This is a genomic window from Saccharothrix tamanrassetensis (assembly GCF_014203665.1).
GTDB classification, from domain to species: Bacteria; Actinomycetota; Actinomycetes; order Mycobacteriales; family Pseudonocardiaceae; genus Actinosynnema; species Actinosynnema tamanrassetense.
In genome coordinates, this window is record NZ_JACHJN010000010.1 from 310949 (window position 1) to 329413 (window position 18465).

Consider the following 18465-nt stretch of genomic DNA (forward strand, 5'->3'; position numbering starts at 1 on the left):
GGCCAGCCCGTCCGGCGAGGACGCCCTTACGCCCTTCAGACGAGACCCCTTCCGGCAGGACACCCTTCAGCAAGGCCCCCTCCGGCAAGCACGCTTTTCAAGCGAGCCCCACCCCCTCCCACCCTGCTAGGTTGAACGAACCCCCCTCACCCCGACAGTTTCACGACTGCTGTGGAGAGGTGTTCCATGTCCGAACCACCAAGCCGGGCCGAGCTCTACCAACAGGCGTTCGCCCGCGCGGTGCAACACCGCCCCGACATCCGACTGCACGCCGAGTCGGGGCGCGAATTCCTTTACGTGGCAGGAGAACTGCTCACCATCCCGGAGGAGGTCGACCGGGTCCGCGGGAAGCTGACCCAGAGCCACATCGACAACGAGCGCGGCGAGGACTTCGCCGGCATGGCCCGCTTGCGGTTACCACTGCACCACGACGGGATCCCCGCCATCGTCCGCCTGCTGCGCACCCCCGCGCAGTGGCCGGGAGAACGGGTTCCCTTCGTGCAACCGCACCACGTCCTCGTCGGCCACGGCGGCAACATGCACGGCAACTCGGTGCAGCCGCCGAAACCCGCACCACCCCTGCCCGACCCGTCGCCGGACGCGGCGGGCGACGGCAAGGGCGTGCTGGTGGGCTTGGCGGACACCGGCATCTCCCGCGCCGCGGAGACCGACCACCCGCGCCGGCTGGGCGGCGCGTTCGTCCCGCACGAGGACAAGGTGGACCCGGCCTACGCGCACGACGACGTGTTCGCGCTGGAAGGCGGACACGGGACGTTCGTCGCCGGCGTGCTCCGGCAGGCCGCGCCGGGCGTCCGGTTCGACGTGGAGAAAGCCTTGGACCCCAACGGTCTGGGCACCGAGGAGGACTTCGTCCGGGCGCTGTCGTGGTTCGGCGAGCACATGCAGGTGGTGAGCCTGTCGCTGGGCTGCTTCACGCAGGACGACGTGGCCTCCGAACCGGTCCGGCGGGCGGTGGCCGCGCTGCCGGAATCGGTGGTGGTGGTCGCGTCGGTGGGCAACCAGGGCACCAACCGGCCCTGCTGGCCCGCCGCGCTGCCCCGCGTGCTGGCGGTGGCCGCGGTCGCGGAGGAACGGGACGGTTCCCACGCGCCCGCGTGCTACTCCAACCACGGGCACTGGGTGGACGCGTGCGCGGTGGGCAACCGCACCAGCACGTTCCTCCGGGGCCGGTGGCAACTGGAGGGCGATCCCGCGGTGGAGACCCACGACGGGTTCGCCTACTGGCTGGGCACGTCGTTCGCCGCGCCGCACGTGGCCGGGCGGATCGCGACGATGGTCGGGCAGGGCCTGTCCGCCTTGGAAGCACGGGACCAACTGCTCACCAACGCCGAGTTCCACCCCGGTTACGGTGTATTCATAGCGTGACACCGGCTCCTGCCGCGACGTTGGTCGACGTGCTCGTGGCATGACACAGATCGGCGACCCCGATGCCACCCGGGTCGACGCCCTTCGAATTCACACAGGTCGGCGACCCCCGATCGATTCACCCGGACGCCCCGCTGCGAACACTCCGCAGCGGGGCGTCCGCCGTCAGAGCGAACACACCCGCCACCCCTTGCCCAGTCGGGTGATCCGCTCTCAGCGACCGCCCAGGCCCACCGTTGCGCCAGTAGGGTGATTCGAATTTCCCTCGTCCAACAGGGGGTGTGCGTTGGCCGGACGGACCGGCTGGTCCCCGGACGGAGTCGACGTGGCGCTGCCCAGCTCCGCCCGCGTCTACGACTACCTGCTCGGCGGCGGTCACAACTTCGCCGTCGACCGGGACACCGGCGAACAGCTCGCCCGCGTGCTGCCGGTGCGCGACATGGTCCGGTTCAACCGGTCGTACCTGCGCCGCGCCGTGCTCGCGATGGTGGAGGCGGGCATCACCCAGTTCCTGGACCTGGGTTCGGGCATCCCCACCGTGGGCAACGTGCACGAGGTGGCGCAGTTCGCGAACCCGGCGTGCCGCGTGGTGTACGTGGACATCGAGCCGATCGCCGTCACGCACTCCGCGCTGCTGCTCGCGGACAACCCCGACGCGACCGCGATCCTGGCCGACCTGCGCAAGCCCGACGCCGTGGTCGACGCGCCGGAAAGCCGGTCACTGCTGGACTTCAGCCGCCCCGTGGGGTTGCTCGCGGTGGGCGTGCTGCACTTCCTCCCGGACTTCGACGACCCGTGGGGCGTGCTCGCCCGCTACCGGGACCTCCTCGCGTCGGGCAGCCACCTGGCGATCTCGCACTTCACGTCCGACCGGATGCCGCGGGAGATGGCTGCGGGCGCGGACATCTTCGAGCGCGCCGCCGAACCGATCACGCCGCGCACCCGTGCGCAGGTGCTGAGCATGATGGACGGTTTCGAGATCGTCGCACCGGGGCTGGTGTTCACGCCCGAGTGGCGCCCCGAGGCGCCCGAGGACGTGCCGTCCGACCCGGGGTGCGCCAATCTGTACGCCGTTGTGGGCCGAAAGCCTTGACTAGGACCGTGCCGGGTACGCAAGATTTGCGGATCTGATCATTCGTTCCGCCGTTTCACTCCGCACCACCACTCTTCGACACACCCCGCACGACCAGCTTTCGCTGCATCCAGCACGACCACTCTTCGATGACCGACACGCCGCCGGAAGTGCGAGCCTCGGAAGAGCCTTCCGAGGCCGTTGCCGCGCGCGCCGAGGCGTGGACCGGGGAACTCGTCGCCGGCGCGTACGCGCCGATGGCCCGTCCGGCGATCCGGGCCGCGCTCGAACGCCACCTCGCCCTCCTCTCCGCGTTGCTGACCGCGCACGAGTTCCGCCCGGACGAGGCGGCACCGGTCGGCGAGTGGCTGGTGACCGCCCGGTTCACCGGCCAGACCAGTCTCCAGCGCAGCATCGAGGTGCTCGGCACCGCGCTGCCCGCGCTGGTGGGCGCCCCGGCGGAACGGGTCACGGCGGTGCTCGCCGCCGTCGCCGCCGGCTACGCGAACGCCGTGCGGCGGCAGATCTTCGCCGAGCAGGAGAAGGTGCGCACCGCACTCATGCTGACGTTGGAACAGACCCGGCGGGAGCTGCACGACAGCGAGGCGCGGTTCCGCCAGGTCTTCTCCTCCACGTCCGTGGGCATCGCGATCTTCGACTTGGACGGCGCGGTGGTCGAGGCGAACCCCGCGCTGGTGCGGATGCTCGGGCACACCGGGCACACCGGGGACGACGGGCACACCGGGGACGACGGGCACGCCGGGCACGATGGGCACGCCGAGGACGACGCGGAGAACCCCGGCCTCGACCCGGAGAAGCTTTTCGAGCCGGGTGACCTGGTAGCGCTGCGGTCCGCGTGGGAGTCCGGGGACAGCGCGAGGATCGAGCAGCAGTTCGCCGGACCGGTGGGCGATCCGATGTGGACCAACGTGGCGCTGTCCGTGGTGCGCGACGCGGACGGGCAGCCCAAGTACCGCGTCGCCGTGTTCGAGGACGTCACCGAGCAGCGGGTGCTGCGCGACTACCTGCGGCACCAGGCGCTGCACGACGTGTTGACCGGGTTGCCGAACCGGCAGAGCTTCCTGCCCCGGCTGGAGCAGGCGCTCAACCGGCCGGGCTCGATCACGTTGTGCTACCTGGACGTGGACAGCGTGGCGATCGTCAACGACGGCATCGGCTACGAGGCGGGTGACGAGCTGCTGAAGGTGGTGGCGCAGCGGCTGACCGCCGTGTTCGCCGGGGAGGACGCGACGGTGGCCCGGATCGGCGGTGACGAGTTCGTCGTGCTGATCGAGGATTCCGCCGACACCCCCAGCATCTCCGCGTTGGCCGAGGCGATCGACACCGAGCTGTCCGAGCCGGTCTACCTGTCCGGCCACGGCGTCGGGGTGTCGGCGGGCATGGGCTTCGTGCGCACCTCCGCCACCGGTCTGGACGCGATGTCGTTGCTGCGTCAGGCACACAGCACGCTGCGGCGGGCGGAGAGCGGCGGCAAGGGCCAGTGGGGCATCTACGACGCCGGCCAGGACGCCCGCGACCGCACCCGGCTGGCGCTGATCGCGACCATGCCCGGTGCCCTGGAGAACGGCGAGATCGCCATCGACTACCGCCCCGTCGCCGCACCCGACCCAGCCACACCACACCCAGCCACACCACACACCCACTCCGCCACACCCCAACCAGCCACGCCCCACCCAGTCACACCACACACCGCCGTCACCGCCCGCCTCCGCTGGGACGAACCCGAATTCGGCGTCGTCGACCACGAGGAGTGCCTGGACTTCGCCGACACCCTGGGCCTGAGCGACCAGCTCGGCGCATGGCTGCTGGAGGAGGCGTGCGCCTTCGCGGCGGCCGAGGAGCTGCCGGTGATCGTGCGGCTGTCCGCCGACCAGTCCCGCGATCCCGACCTGTCCGCCGTGGTCGCGGAAGCGCTGCGCACCTCCGGCCTCGCCCCGCAACACCTCTGGCTGAGCCTGCACTCGGGCTGCCTGGCGGGTTGCCAGGAGGTGGTCGAGGACAACCTCACCACCCTGGCGGACATGGGCGTGCGCCGACTGCTGCACAGCTTCACCGGGGGCCTGCGCGAACTCGCGCTGGTGCAACGACAGGCACTGCACGGCGTGGAGGTGGACGCGCCGCCGGACGAGCCGATCGCACGCACCGCCCTGGCCACCGTGATCCCGTTGCTGCGCTCGATCGGCACGCTGGTGATCAGCGAGGTGCCGGGAGCGGACCTGACCGTGCGACGGTGACGACCTCGCGGCTGTCGTCGCCGAACGCACTGCGATCCCGGTCGCCGAACCGCTCGCGGACCACGAACCCGTTGCCCGCCGACAACCCATCTACGACCCATCAACGACCGGCCGGCAACCCGCCGATTCCGACCAGCACAGGACGGGGTCGCGGGAACTACCCGCGACCCCGTCCGCGCACCGCTCTCAGGCGAACGTCGGCAGCCTCATCGCGTGCTGCACCAACGTGATCAACGTCTGCTTCGTGGACTGCCGGTTCCGCGCGTCGCACGGCACGATCGGCACCGACTGGTCGATCGTCAGCGCCTCCCGGATGTCCTCGATGCGGTGGTGCAGCAGACCGTCGAAGCAGTTCACGCCCACCACGTAAGGGAGTTCGCGGTCCTCGAAGAAGTCGATCGAGGCGAACGCGTCGGACAGCCGCCGCGTGTCCACCAGGACGACCGCGCCGATCGCACCGCGCACCAGGTCGTCCCACATGAACCAGAAGCGGTGCTGGCCGGGGGTTCCGAACAGGTACAGGATGAGGTCCTCGTCCAGCGTCACCCGGCCGAAGTCCATGGCCACCGTGGTGGTCATCTTGTTCGGCGTGCTGGTCAGGTCGTCCACCCCGACGCTCGCCTCGGTCATCACCGCCTCGGTGGTCAACGGCACGATCTCCGACACCGAGCCGACGAACGTGGTCTTGCCGACGCCGAAGCCACCTGCGACCACGATCTTGGTCGACATGACCGACAGGCTCGGTGTCCCCGGCCGTTCGGGAGCACCACCGCTCATGTTGCTTCCGTTTCCCTAGTGTTGCCCAGAAAGTGCACCGACAGGTGCACCGCACACAGTTAACCGCGCATCGCCACGTGCAGCCGCGAGCGGATCTCCGGCGTGAGCTGCACGCCGACCCGTTCCACCAACCGGGTCATCGCGTAGCCGATGAGCCCGATGTCGCAGTTCGGCGCGGCCAGCACGGCCAGGCACGACCCGTCGCTGATGGACATCAGGAACAGGTAGCCCCGCTCCATCTCCACCACGGTCTGCTTCACGTCGCCCGCCTCGAAGCAGCGCGCCGCGCCGAGGTTCAGGCTGACCAACCCGGACGCCACCGCCGCGAGCTGCTCGGCGCGGTCGATCGGGAGGCGTTCCGAGGAGGCGAGCAACAGTCCGTCCGCGGACACCACGATCGCGTGCGCCACGCCCGCGACCCGGCTCACGAAGTCGTCGACCAGCCAACTGAAGTTGTCGAGTTCTTCGGCTGCGGTGGTCACTTCTGCTCCTTGGTCTGGTTGCCGGGGTTGTCTCCGTTGCCGAACGGCAGCCCCTCCCAGGGCATCCCGTTGTCGTCGGCGGATTCGCGGCCCAGTTGCACGCCGCGCTGGTAGGTGGCGAACCGCTGCCGCAGCCGGTCGGCGGACCGGCGGGGCGGGGCGGTGGTGCCGACTCCGGCGGCGGTGGCGGAGTTGCCGTTGGTGGACGGCGGGGCGGACGTCGGGCGCTGCGACGGAGCGCTCAGCGAGCCGGGCATCAGGCGAGCCTTGGGCTTGCGCTTGGGCAGGCCCGCGGTCGTGGTGTCGTCCACAGTGGACTTGAGCACGCTGCCGGCGGCGGCCCAGCCGTCGTCGGCCGGGCCCCAGCCCGGTGCGGGCTCGGCGTTCGCGGCGGGCACCGGGGACGGCGCGGGCGACCGCTTGGGCAGTCCGGCCGACGTGGGCAGCGGGTCGACCCGCTGGTCGTCGCCGACCAGGTCCACCCGGTCCGCGTACACGGTCTGCTCCGCCGAGCTGTCGGGCCTGTCCCCACCGGCCGGCCTGTCGTGGTCCGGCCTGTCCCCACCGGCCGGCCTGTCGTGGCCGTCCGGGCCGACCAGGTCCACCCGGTCGGCGAACATGGTCCGCTCGGCCGGGGACTCCGGCGGCACGTCGTCGGCCGGCTCGCCCCGCACCGCCGCGTCCGCTCCCTCGCCGCCCTGGAACCAGCGCGACAGCACGTCCTCGTAGATCGGCAGCCGCTGGGTGGACGCGTCGTCCTCCTCCACCACGACCACCGGCGGCGGTTTCGGCGAGCCGGGGTAGGTGTAGTCGGGCGCACCCTCGGGCGGCGGCACGGTCTCGGCCACGGTGGCGGTGAACAGGTCCGCCGCCGGGGTCTGCTCGACCTCGAAGAAGTTCGTGCCCTCCTCCGCCGGGGTGGACACCAGCTGCGGGAACGGCGCGGGCGTGGTCTCGGCGGCCGACGGGAACGGCGCGGGCGTCACGTCCGGGCGGGCCGGCAGCGCGGGCGGCTGGTCCGGCGTCCACTTCGGCACGCCGGCGAGCACGCCGGCCTCCAGCTCCAGGGGCGCCTGGCGCGGCGCCAGGGCCGGTGCGGCGGGCCTGCCCGGCAACGGCTCGGGGCCGCGGTGCAGCAGCGACACCGGCAGCACGACTTGGGCGGTGACCCCACCCTCTATGTCGTCGTTGTTGGTCAGCGTCACCCGGATCTCATGCCGCTTGGCCAGCTGGCCGACCACGTACAGGCCCATCTCGCGGGCCACCGACACGTCGACCTCGGGCGGCTCGGCGAGCTTCTTGTTCGCGTCGACGATGTCCTGCTCCTGCATGCCGACACCGCGGTCGTGGATGCGGATGGACACCTCGCCGCGCCGGGTCTCGATGGCCCGCACGGTGACCTTGGTGGTGGGCTTGGAGAACGCGGTCGCGTTGTCCAGCAGCTCGGCGATGAGGTGCGCGAGGTCGTTGACCACCCGGCCCTGGATCCGCAGCTCCGGCGCGGGCGCGACCTGCACGCGGGCGTACTTCTCGACCTCGGACACGGCCGCGCCGAGCACCTCGGAGATCGGCACCGGCCGGGTGACCCGGCGGTTGACCGTGGTGCCGGAGAGCACCAGCAGGTTCTCGCTGTTGCGGCGCATCTGGGTGGCCAGGTGGTCCAGCTCGAACAGGCTGGCCAGCTGGTCGGGGTCCTGCTCGTCCTGCTCCAGCCGGTCGATGACGGTGATCTGCCGTTCGACCAGGGCCTGCGAGCGGCGCGAGAGGTTGATGAACATGTCGTTGACGTTCGCGCGCAGCGCCACCTGCTCGACCGCGAGGCGCACGGCTTCGCGCTGCACGGCGTCGAACGCCCGCGCCACCTGGCCGACCTCCTCGGTGGTGTGGATCGGCACCGGCACCAGCGACTCCTCCGCGGCGCGGGCCGGGTCGCGGTGCGTCCGGATGCGCTTGATCGCCTCCGGCAGCCGGTTGCGGGCCACGTCCATCGCGGAGCGGCGCAGCACCCGCAGCGGCGTCAGCATCGACCGCGCCACGAACGCCATCAGGGCGAACGCGATCAGCAGCGCGACCGCGACCAGCGCCGCGTCCCGCCACGCCGACCCGCGCGCGATCTCGGCGAGGTCCACCGCGGCCTGGTCCGCCTGCTGCTCGATGTCCAGCGCGACCGTCCGGATGAGACCGGCGGTCTCCTCGCCGACCCGCATCACCTCGGCGTCCGAGATGGACACCTCGCCGGACTCGTCCTGCTGCACCAGGGCCAGCTGCACCAGCCGGTTGCGGGCGTCCACCGAGGCGCCGGACACCACGTCGGAGTACCGCTGGCGGTTTTCCTGGCTCGCGGTGTTGGCGAAGTCGGTGAGCGCGGCGTCCAGCCGGGACTGGGCCGCGCGCAGCGCGTTGACCTGGCCCGGCGCGAACTCGCCGCGCTTCGCGGTGGACAGCAGGATCGCGTTCTGCTGGAACAGCTGCTCCTTCGCGCCGTACAGCGCGAGGTTGGCGCCCGAGAGCGGGGTGATCGTCTCGTTGCTCAGGCTGCTCGCCGTGGCGCGGTGCACCTGGGCGAGCGCGCTGAGGATCTGGGTGTACGCGCTGGACACCGACATGTCCGGGTACTTGGTGGTCAGCGTGGTGTTGCGCAGCGAGGGCAGGCCGTCCAGCGACTGCAACGACTTCTCGAACGACCCGCGCACGCTCTCGTCGATGCCCGAGGTGCGGGTGGAGACGTCGCGGTACCGGCCGACCTCCTGGTCGACCGTCGCCGACCGCGCCACCAGCTCGGCGCTGTTGTCGGACCGGCCGCCGGCGACGAACCAGACCGCGGCGTCGCGCTCCAGTTGCAGCGCGTCGGAGACGGCGGCGGCCTGGGCGGACAGCTGGAGCTCCTGCCGCACCTTGCCGAACAGCTCGACCTCGTCGAGCTGGGTGTCGAGCCGCAGGCCCGCGAGGGCGAGCGTGCTCAGCGCGGGCACCAGGAGCACCACGGCGAGCTTGCTGCGCAGCCTCCAGTTGCGCAGGCGCCACCGGGAGATGCCCCGGTCGGCGGGCGCGGTGGTGCCTGTGCCCGGACCCGAGTCGGGCGGAACTGCGTCCGCGGCCTTGTCGAGCTCAGTCCGCTCCGGATCTCCTCCGGAGGCGTGGTCATCGTGACCGCGCACCGTCAGCACACTCCCCAGCCCCCCAGCCAGTAAACGACACTTCCCTACAAACCGGGTGGATCTTGGTGGAAAAACCCCGGTCGTCATACCGCCGTTCGGACGAGGAACGCGGTATTTTGCAAATCAACCATTGTCGTCACCGCCGTCCGGGTCGGGCTAAACGATCGCTAACGCGTGTTCGCGTTTTCCCGCCGCCCGACCCGGACGCCGCGCGGGGAGCCCGTCGCCGGGCTCCCCGCCGCGTCGGCTCAACTGCCCGGAGCGGGGACCAGCATGGGCTTGACGTCGAAGTCCTTCTCCAGCAGGCCGTAGGTCTTCATCAGCGTGGCGACCCGCTGCAACCGGGTCGCGTCCAGCGTGGTGGGGAACTCGCCGAAGTGGACCAGGCTCGCGGTTTCCTTGTCGACCTTGGCGTATTCCACCAGCAGCGGCTCGACCGTGGGGCGGTCGGCGGCGTCGCGCTGGCCCTTGGCCATCGCGCGCTGGAACGCGGCGACGGTGTTCGGGTTCTCCTTGGCGAACTTGCCGGTCGTGCCGTAGCCGGCGACCGGGATGCCGTCGGTCGGGCCGGACGCGGCGTCCAGCACGCTGACCGCGCCGATCGCGCGCTGCGCCTTGCTGATGAACGGCTCCACCATGAAGGCGGCGTCGACGGTCTTGTTCTGCACCGCGGCCTGCATGTCCGGGAAGGAGAACTCCTTGAACGTCACGGACTTCGGGTCCACGTCGTTCGCTTCCAGGGTCGCCTTCGCGGTCAGCTCGGCGATGTTCTTGAACGTGTTGATCGCGATCGTCTTGCCGGCCAGGTCCTTCGGCGACTTGATCGAGGAGTCCGGGCCGGTGAGGATCAGGAACATCTCGGGCTTGGCCTGGTAGCCGTCGTTGATCAGCTTCAGGCCGTCCACGCTCTTGGCCGCGTCCTTGGCCTGCGCGGCGAAGAACGAGACCCAGTTGCCGAAGGTGATGTCGATGTCGCCGTTGATCAGGCCCGGGATGGCCGCGGCGCCACCCTGGATGCTCACCGGCTCGACCTCCAGACCTTCGTCCTTGAAGTAGTTCTTCTTGATCGCGACGTGCACCGATGCCACGTCGAGGATCGGCAGCAGACCAAGCTTGATCCTGGTCTTTTCGACCTTGCCCGGAGTTGCTGCGGCGTCGGTGGGCTTGTCCTCGGAACCGCCGAGCAAACCACAGCCGGAGACCACGGCGAGCATCGCGATCGCGGACAGACCGCCGATGATCCTTCTTGCCGAGAGGCCGACTCTACGAGTCATGGGGGGCATCTCCTGTTGGAGTGGCGACATTGCGGGGGCAGGATGCACGGGCGACAGGGCCGCTGCGGAACCACTCAAAGTGACTTTGGTGGTTCGACAAGACCCCAGTCGACCGACACTCGAAGGCTGATCCACTACCTTCGGTGAGCATCTTTGCACAGGCTGTCCAGAGGTTGGGGTACTCGGTGAGCGATCTTGATGGGCAATGGGCCGGACAGAGCAACCTGCGTCCGGTGGGAATCGTCGGTGCGGGACCGGCCGGCCTGACGCTGGGAAACCTGCTCCAACAGGCCGGAGTCCCTTGTGTGGTACTGGAACGCGGCACCCGCGAGTACATCGAGACCCGTCCGCGCGCGGGCGTCATCGAGCACCGGGCCGTGCAGATGCTGACCCGGCACGGGTTGGCGGACCGGTTGCTCCGGGAGGCGGATCGCCACGGGGTGTGCGAATTCCGGGTGAACGGGCAAGCCCACGAGGTGGACTACTCGTCGCTCTACGACGGGCAGACGCACTACGTCTACCCCCAGCAGGAGGTCGTGAGGGACCTCGTGGGCGCGTTCGTGGACGGCGGCGGCGACGTCCGGTTCGGCGTCTCGGACGTCGAGCTGCACGACATCGAGGGCCCCGCGCCCGCGCTGACCTGGACCTCCCCCGACGGCACGGCGGAGCGGCTTGACTGCTCGTTCATCGGCGGGGCGGACGGCTTCCACGGCGTGACGCGGCGCAGCATCCCGGCGGGCGCCATCCAGGAGTTCTCCCACCAGCACGGCATCGAGTGGCTGTCCATCCTGGCCGAGGCGCCGCCGTCCACCCACAAGGTGATCTACGCGCTGCACCCGGACGGTTTCGCCGGGCACATGCTGCGCAGCGCGACGGTTTCCCGCTACTACCTCCAGGTCCCGGTGGACGACACGGTGGACAACTGGCCGGACGAACGGGTGTGGGCCGAACTGCACAAGCGGTTCGCGCTGCGCGACTCGGACTGGTCGCTGACCGAGGGCCGGATCATCGAGAAGCGCATCCTGGACATGCGCAGCCACGTGGTGGAACCGATGAACCACGGCAACCTGTTCCTGCTCGGCGACGCCGCGCACATCATCACGCCGGTCGGCGCGAAGGGAATGAACCTCGCCTTGCACGACGCCGAGGTGCTCGCCGCCGCCCTGACCGAGTACCACCGAACGGGTGACGACAGCGGGCTGCGGTCGTACTCGGAGGTGTGCCTGCGGCGGGTGTGGCGTGCCCAGGAGTTCTCGCAGTGGATGGTCTTCATGCTCCACCGGTCGCCGGAGCCGTTCCTGAGCCGGTTGGGGCAGGCGCGGCTCGAACACCTCATCGGGTCCGGCGCGTCCGCCGGGTATTTCGCGCAAAACTACGTCGGCCCCTGAACCGCCGTCGGACCCGCCGGAAAAGCGGGGGCGGGCGGTTCCCGGCTCATCGGGACAATGGTGTCCGATGAGCCGGGAACCGCCCGCCCCGATTCGATCCGGTGCGCGGTCAGGAAGTGGTCGCGCGGTCCTCCGCTTCCGCGCGGGACACCTCGGCGCGTTCGGCTTCCGCCCATTTCGCGGCGGACTGCTCATTCGCCTTTCGCTTGGCCCGCAGCGCCTTCGTGCTCTTGCCGACGTTCAACAGCCGCGCCACCTCCGCGCGCAGCGCCACGAAGGCCTCGGACTCGCGCGTGGTGATCTGGTCGCGCTGCGCGGGCAGGTCGACCGCCAGGTCCGCCACCACGGACGCCGGGGAGCCGGACAGCACCAGGATCCGGTCACCCAGGTACACGCTCTCGTCGATGTCGTGGGTGACCACCAGGACGGTGGTGTCGTGCTCGCGCTTGACCTTCAGCAGCAGGTCTTCCAGCTCGAACCGGGTCTGCGCGTCCACCGACGCGAACGGCTCGTCCATGAGCAGCAGGGCGGGCCGGTAGGCCAGGGCCCGCGCGATCGCCACCCGCTGCTGCATGCCGCCGGAGAGCTGCCACGGGTACTTGCGGGTCGCCCCGGACAGGCCCACCCACTCCAGCGCCTCGGCGGCCCTGGCCCGGCGCGCGGCGCGGCCCAGCGAGCGGCGCAGCGGGAACTCCACGTTCTTCTGCACCGACAGCCACGGGAACAGCGAGCGGCTGTAGTCCTGGAACACCACGGCCAGGTCGTCCGGCACGCCCTGGACCGCGTTGCCGTGCAGGGAGATGGCGCCGTGCGTCGGCCGGATCAGGCCGGAGATGGTGCGCAGCAGCGTGGACTTGCCGCAGCCGGACGGACCGACGACGCAGACCAGCTCGCCTGCGCCGACGGTGAACGAGAGGTCGGCGATGGCGGTGTGCGCACCGTCCTTCGCCTGGTAGGTATGGCCGAGCTCGGCCACCGAGAGCATCGCGGTCATGTCAATCCTCCACCGTCGCGGGGGTGCGCTCCTGCTTGGGCTGCCAGGCGAGGGCCCGGCGCTCGAACGCGAGGAGCACGGTGTTGAGGGCGTAGCCGAGGACTCCCAGGAGGACGATCCCGGCCCACATGTCGGGGAAGTCGAACTCCCGCTGGGCGACGAGGAGTTGCGACCCGATCCCGTTGTCGGTGCCGACCAGTTCCGAGACGACCATGAGCACCAGGGACAGCGACAAGCTGACCCGCAGCCCGGCGAAGATCTTCGGTGCGGCGGCCGGCAGGACGACACCGAGGACCCACTGCGGCTTGGGGATGCGGAACACCGCCGAGGTCTCGTACTTGGTCGCGTCGACGCTGCGCGCACCGTCGACGCTGTTGAGCAGGATCGGCCACAGCACGCCGAACACGATCGTGGCCAGCTGCATCTGCGTACCGATGTTGAACACCAGCAGGAACACCGGCACCAGCGCCGGCGGGGGGATGGAGCGCAGGAACGTCAGCAGGGGCCCGGCGAACTGCATGGCCGTCGCGGAACGGCCGAGCGCCACGCCGAGCGAGACGCCGATCAGGGCGGCGATGCCCCAGCCGGCGAGCAGCCTGCCGACGCTCGGGAACACGTGCTCGAACACGGTGTCGGTGAGGAACAGCCGATCTGCCGGACCGGACAGCCACAACGCCCGGGCGGCCTCGGCGATCGCGGTGGGACGCGGGAAGAACGTGTCGTCGGCCAGCCAGGTCAGCAGTTCCCAGACCACGACGAGGCCCGCGAACACCCCCCAGCGCTGGAGGAACCGCGTCATGACCGTCCTCCGGTGACCGAACTCCACGCGACCCAACGACGTTGCGCGCGTTCCAGGCCCTCGTTCACCGCGAACCCGATGACGCCCGCGACCACGGTCCCGGCGAGGACCAGGTCCATGCGGCCGGCGCCGCTGCGCGCCTCCATGATGAACTGCCCGAGCCCGCCCGAGCCTCCCGCGAGCAGCTCCACGCTCACCAGCACGACCAGGCAGGTCGTCGCGGCGAGCCGGATCCCGGTCAGCACGAACGGCAACGCGCTGGGCAGCGCCACCGCGAACAGCACCCGCACCCGGCCGGTGCCGAACACCCGGGCCGTCTCGACCAGCAGGGGGTCCAGCTCGTCGAGGGCGTAGATGGTGTTGAACAGGATCGGCCACACCGCCGCGTACACGGCGAGGCTGATCTTCATCTCCGGCCCGACGCCCAGCACCAGGATCGCCAGCGGGATCAGCGCGACCGACGGGATCGGCCGCAGGAACTCCACCACGGCGCGGGTGGCGTGCCGCACGGCCGGGACACTGCCGAGCACCAGTCCCAAGGGGACGGCGATGCCGATGGACAGTCCAACCGCGATCAGCAGCGCCAGCACCGTGGCGACGACGTCGCGCAGGAACGCCTCGTCGCCCAGCAGCCCGATCAGCTCCACCCCCACCACCGAGGGCGGTGGCAGGTATTCCGCGGGAACCAGCCCGGACCGGCCGAACAGCTCCCAGATGACGAGGAACCCGGCCACACCGAGCAGTCCTCGGGTGAGCGCACGCACGCGCAACGCCTACTTCCAGTTGATCAACCCCAGCCAACCCGGCTCAATCTAGAGAGTCATCCCCCATCGCGACAATGCGTGCACGACAAATCACTGTCACGAATCTTCACCGGTCGGGGGCTTGCGGTCCGCACCTGCAGCTGCAGTCACCGGGAACGCCGTGGGCCTGCCCGGCGGCCCCGGGTCGGCGGTACGGCGGGCCGAAGCCGGTCCGGCCGCGTGCCGCCGGCGCCGCACCCCGCTAGGGGCACGGCGGCGTGAACGGCAGGTCCTGGAAGTAGTGCCGCCAGGCCTCGGCGGTGAGCCGGGGGTAGGCGGTGGCGCAGATCCGCGCCTCCACCCGGTCCGCGTCGGTCTCCCAGAACCGGACCACCGAACCGCCCGCGCTGACCAGCGTGTGACCGTCCGCCGCGAACGCCGCCGTGGCCGACTCCCCCGCGTGCCCGGAGAACACCGCCCGCTCCCGGGGCGCCACCGCGTCGGAGACGTCGAACAGCCGCACCTTCCCGTCCGCGCCCGCGACGGCCGCGTACCGACCGCTCACCGCGACCGACCGCGCGTCCGTCACCAGCCGCACCGGCGGCATCTCGGCGTCGGACGCGCCCGCCCGCTGCCGCCACAGCACCGCGCCGCCCTGCTCCTCCACGGTCAGCAGCTCCCCGGCGGGCCCGATGGCCAGCGACGCGACCTGCACGCTCGGCGGGTAGAGGCCGGACCGGTCGACCGGCCGGGCCGGGTCGGACACGTCCCACTCCTCGACCCGGCCGTTCCACCTGGCGACCGCGAGGCGGGCGCCGTCGTGGCGGAAGGCGAGGGCGCCGACCGGGCTGGTGAAGACCTGCGGGTTGCCCGTCGCGCCGGGCTCCCGCAGGGTGGCCAGGACCTCCAGGGTGGTCGTGTCGCGCAGGTGGATGCCGCCGGTCGCGCCGCCCACCGCGAAGAACGCGCCGGTCGGGGCGAACGCCACCGACCAGCCGTCGGGGAACTCGCCGACCAGGTCCGGCGCAGCCGGGTTGGTGGTCCGCCACACCCGGACCACCGAGTCGTCCTCCCCGACGGTGACCAGGTGCTCGCCGTCGGGGCTGAGCGCGGCGGTGCGGACGCGACCGGGGTGCCGCAGCGGCCACGCGGTGCGCGGGACGCGGGGCTCGGAGATGTCCAGCAGCCGCAGCACGCCTTCCACGTCGACGGTGGCCATGATGCCGCGGTCGGAGCTGACCGCCGTCGAACGCACCTTCGTGGGCTGCGTCAACGGCAGGTCGGTGACGTCCACCAGGCGCGCGATGCCGTCCGTGCCGACCGTGGCGACGACCCGACCGTCTCCGGCGAACGCCACCGCCATCACCCCGCCGAGGTGGCCGTTCAGGGTGGAGAGCGCCACCGGCGCGTTCCGGTCGGCGAGGTCCCAGAGCTTGGCGGTCCGGTCGGCGCCGCCGGTGATCAGGGTGCGCCCGCCGGCTCCGAACGCGGCCGACATCACCGCGTCGGTGTGCTCGACGGTGGCGAGTCGGACCGGGCGGCCCGGGTCGGTGAGGTCCCACACGTCGACCGCGCGCTCCGCGTCGACCGTGGCGACGGTCCTGCGGTCGTCGCTGACCGCGATCGTGTGCACCCGGCCGCCGGACGGGGTGAACTCGACCGGCGCGTCCCGTTCGGCGAGCCGCCACGCCCGCGCGTGCGTGCCGTCGGCGGCGAGGAGCACGTCGTCGGTGAGGAACGCGACCGCCCGGGAACGTCCACCGGTGAAGGGCGCGGTCAGGACGGGTTGCGGCGCGGCGGCGAGGTCCCACAGCACGGGCGGGTGGTCCTGGTAGCCGACCGCGAGGTACCGGCCGCTCGGGCTGAACGTCACCGAGACGGGGTTGTCCGTGATCGTGGGGTGGGTCAGCTTGTGCACGACCGCGGGCCGTTCGGCGTCGGCCGCGTCCCACACCCGCACGAAGTAGCCGCCGGCGGTGGCGATCGTCCGGCCGTCGGGGCTGAACGCCAGGTCGTCCACACCGCCGACGTGCCCGGTCAGCGCGCCGCGCCGGGCCGGGCGGCGCGGGTCGGACAGGTCGTACAGCCGGGCGTCGCCCCTCACGTCGGCGTCCACCGCGGCCATCAGCGAGCGCGCCAAGCTGACCTCGATGTTCCGGACGCCCTCGATCCGGGTCGCGTAGGGCGTGGCGAACGAGTCGAACAGCGCGTCGCGGGTCTCGTCGAGCGGCGCGAGGCGGTGGGCGGCCAGGGTGAGCTGGAGCGCGAGCGCCGGGTGGGTCTCGCGCAGCGTCGCGGCCTCGTTGAGCACCTTCCGGGCCACCGCGATGTTGCGCTGCTCGTTCGCCCGCCGCTCGGCCTGGAACGCCAAGAACGTCGAGACGGACGCCAACAGCAGCAGCACGCCCATCACCCCGATGAGCTGCCGCAACCGACGGGTGCGGCGGAACTCGGTGGCCGTCACGGCGGCTTCGGCGCGGATGCTCGCGTCCAGGAACCGCACCTCGGCGGGCGTCATCCGGGCCCCGGCGCCGGCCGCCCACTCCCGGGCCAGCGCCAGCCGCGTCCCCCGGTACAGCGAGCCGGGGTCGCGGTCCAGCGACTCCCACATCCGGGCGGCCTCGGTCAGCAGCCGCTGCACGCGCAGCCCGGCGCGGTCCTCGGCGATCCAGTCGCGCAGCCGGGGCCAGCGGTGGATCAACGCCTCGTGCGCGAGTTCCACGGTGTCCCGGTCGAGCACCACCAGCCGGGCGTCGGCCAGTACCGCCAGCACCTCCGGGTGGTCGACCTCGTCCCGCGCCACCCGCCGCTTGGTGTCCTCGGTGCCCTCGCCGACCGCGATCAGCCGCAGGAACACCTCCTTGGCGACGGCCCGCTGCCGGTCGCCCATGCCCAGGTAGACGGCCTCGGCGCTGCGCGCGATCGAGTGCTCGACGCCGCCCGCCTCCTGGTAGCCGGCCAGCGTCAACGCCACCCCGCGCCGCCGCCGCCACGTCTCCAGCAGGGCGTGCGACACCAGCGGCAGCACGGCGGGCCGACCGACCGCGTCCGCGACCAGCCGGGTGACCAGCGCGGTTTCGGCCTTGCAGCCGACCGCGAGGGCCGGCTCGACGATCGCCTCGCGCAGTTCGTCGGCGTCCATCGGACCGACCAGGACGTGCCCGCCGCGCAACGCCTCCACCAGCTCCGGGTACCGCCCGCAGTGCCCGAGGAAGTCGGCCCGCACGCCCAGCACGACCCTGGTGCGGCTGGTCGGGGTGGTCGCGGCGCCGGTCAGGGCGGCCACGAACGCGTGCTGTCGGGCGGTGTCCCGGCACAGCGTGAAGACCTCCTCGAACTGGTCCACGACCAGCAGCAGGTCGTCGTCCGAGCCGACCAGCTGCTGCCGGACCCGCAGGTGCAGGTTCTCCGGGTAGGCGGCGAACTCGTCGGCCAGCGCCCCGGCGGTCTTCCCGGTGAACGCGGCCAGGTGCACGGCCAGTTCCTCCACCGGTCGCGCGCCGGGCGTGAACACCACCGCCGGCCGCCGCGCGCGGGCCACCAGACCGGCCCGCAGCACCGACGACTTGCCCGAACCGGAAGCCCCGAACACCCCGACGAACCGCCGCCGCGCCACCAGCCCGGTCAGCTCGTTCACCAGCCGGTCCCGGCCGAAGAACCGGTCGGCGTCGTCGACCTGGAACGCGGCCAGCCCCGCGTACGGCGGGGTGCCGGACGGTTCGGCGGGCGGGTTCACCGCGGCGGCCAGCTCCCGCCACCGGGCTTCCCACCCGGCGACGTCTCCCCCGCACGCCCGCACGTAGGCCAGCGTCACCGCGAGGCTGGGCAGCTTGCGCCCGTTCGCCGCCTCCGACAGCGCCGCCGCCGAGTAGTGCGCGTGCCTGCTCAACTGCCGGTAGGTGGGGCTGCCCGCCTGCTCGCGCAGCCTGCGCAGCTGCTGCGCGAATTCGCCCAGCGCACCCGCGTCCTCGCGCAACGGGCTTTCCCGTCTGGTCATCGCGCCCCCTCAGGTCGGGGCCCGATTGTTCAGAGAAGCCTGTTCAGCGTCCACGTGCTGACACTGAACAACCCCGGTGCCGTAGCAATGGGGGCGTGAGCCGGAGGGGCTCTCCCACGGGGGGATCGGGAGGCGCTTGG

The 18465-nt window shown here is 71.5% G+C and carries 12 protein-coding genes; 4 read left to right on the forward strand and 8 right to left on the reverse strand.

The window, feature by feature from the left end:
• The first annotated feature begins 186 nt into the window (after positions 1 to 186).
• From FHS29_RS29165 to FHS29_RS29175, 3 genes are all read left to right on the forward strand, one after another.
• A complete protein-coding gene (locus tag FHS29_RS29165) occupies positions 187 to 1386 on the forward strand; it encodes a S8 family peptidase (RefSeq protein WP_184696059.1) in 1200 nt (399 codons plus the stop codon).
• Positions 1387 to 1672: 286 nt separating this feature from the next.
• Positions 1673 to 2479: an SAM-dependent methyltransferase gene (locus FHS29_RS29170; RefSeq protein WP_184696061.1), complete on the forward strand. Its 807-nt coding sequence runs from the start codon at positions 1673 to 1675 to the stop codon at positions 2477 to 2479.
• Positions 2480 to 2607: 128 nt separating this feature from the next.
• Positions 2608 to 4713 carry a diguanylate cyclase domain-containing protein gene (locus tag FHS29_RS29175; RefSeq protein WP_184696063.1) on the forward strand — a complete coding sequence of 702 codons (2106 nt, stop codon included), beginning with the start codon at positions 2608 to 2610 and terminating at the stop codon, positions 4711 to 4713.
• Between the two features lie 186 nt (positions 4714 to 4899).
• Here FHS29_RS29175 and FHS29_RS29180 read toward each other — a convergent pair whose 3' ends face one another.
• From FHS29_RS29180 to FHS29_RS29195, 4 genes are all read right to left on the reverse strand, one after another.
• Positions 4900 to 5490 (reverse strand): GTP-binding protein, encoded by a 591-nt coding sequence (locus FHS29_RS29180; protein WP_184696065.1) that lies wholly within the window; start codon positions 5488 to 5490, stop codon positions 4900 to 4902.
• 59 nt (positions 5491 to 5549) lie between these two features.
• Positions 5550 to 5972, reverse strand: a complete 423-nt coding sequence (locus tag FHS29_RS29185) for a roadblock/LC7 domain-containing protein (RefSeq protein ID WP_184696067.1) — start codon at positions 5970 to 5972, stop codon at positions 5550 to 5552.
• Complete coding sequence (locus FHS29_RS29190) at positions 5969 to 9130, reverse strand: sensor histidine kinase (protein WP_184696069.1); 3162 nt, start codon at positions 9128 to 9130, stop codon at positions 5969 to 5971. The genes FHS29_RS29185 and FHS29_RS29190 overlap by 4 nt, the downstream gene beginning before the upstream one ends.
• Positions 9131 to 9378: 248 nt before the next feature.
• The gene (locus FHS29_RS29195) at positions 9379 to 10404 is read right to left on the reverse strand and encodes an ABC transporter substrate-binding protein (RefSeq protein ID WP_184696071.1); all 1026 of its coding nucleotides are present in this window, start codon (positions 10402 to 10404) and stop codon (positions 9379 to 9381) included.
• A 233-nt stretch (positions 10405 to 10637) separates the two neighbouring features.
• On the opposite strand from FHS29_RS29195, the gene FHS29_RS29200 reads away from it, so the two are divergent.
• Positions 10638 to 11792 carry a 4-hydroxybenzoate 3-monooxygenase gene (locus FHS29_RS29200; RefSeq protein ID WP_312865148.1) on the forward strand — a complete coding sequence of 385 codons (1155 nt, stop codon included), beginning with the start codon at positions 10638 to 10640 and terminating at the stop codon, positions 11790 to 11792.
• Between the two features lie 109 nt (positions 11793 to 11901).
• Here the strand turns inward: FHS29_RS29200 and FHS29_RS29205 are convergent, their stop codons facing one another.
• From FHS29_RS29205 to FHS29_RS29220, 4 genes are all read right to left on the reverse strand, one after another.
• A complete protein-coding gene (locus tag FHS29_RS29205; RefSeq protein ID WP_184696076.1) occupies positions 11902 to 12786 on the reverse strand; it encodes an ABC transporter ATP-binding protein in 885 nt (294 codons plus the stop codon).
• Between the two features lies 1 nt (position 12787).
• Positions 12788 to 13585 (reverse strand): ABC transporter permease, encoded by a 798-nt coding sequence (locus FHS29_RS29210; protein ID WP_184696078.1) that lies wholly within the window; start codon positions 13583 to 13585, stop codon positions 12788 to 12790.
• Positions 13582 to 14349, reverse strand: a complete 768-nt coding sequence (locus FHS29_RS29215; RefSeq protein ID WP_184696080.1) for an ABC transporter permease — start codon at positions 14347 to 14349, stop codon at positions 13582 to 13584. Before FHS29_RS29215 ends, FHS29_RS29210 begins: the two co-directional genes overlap by 4 nt.
• 241 nt (positions 14350 to 14590) lie before the next feature.
• Entirely contained in the window at positions 14591 to 18325 is a 3735-nt protein-coding gene (locus FHS29_RS29220) for an nSTAND1 domain-containing NTPase (RefSeq protein ID WP_184696082.1), read from the reverse strand.
• Positions 18326 to 18465: the final 140 nt, after the last annotated feature.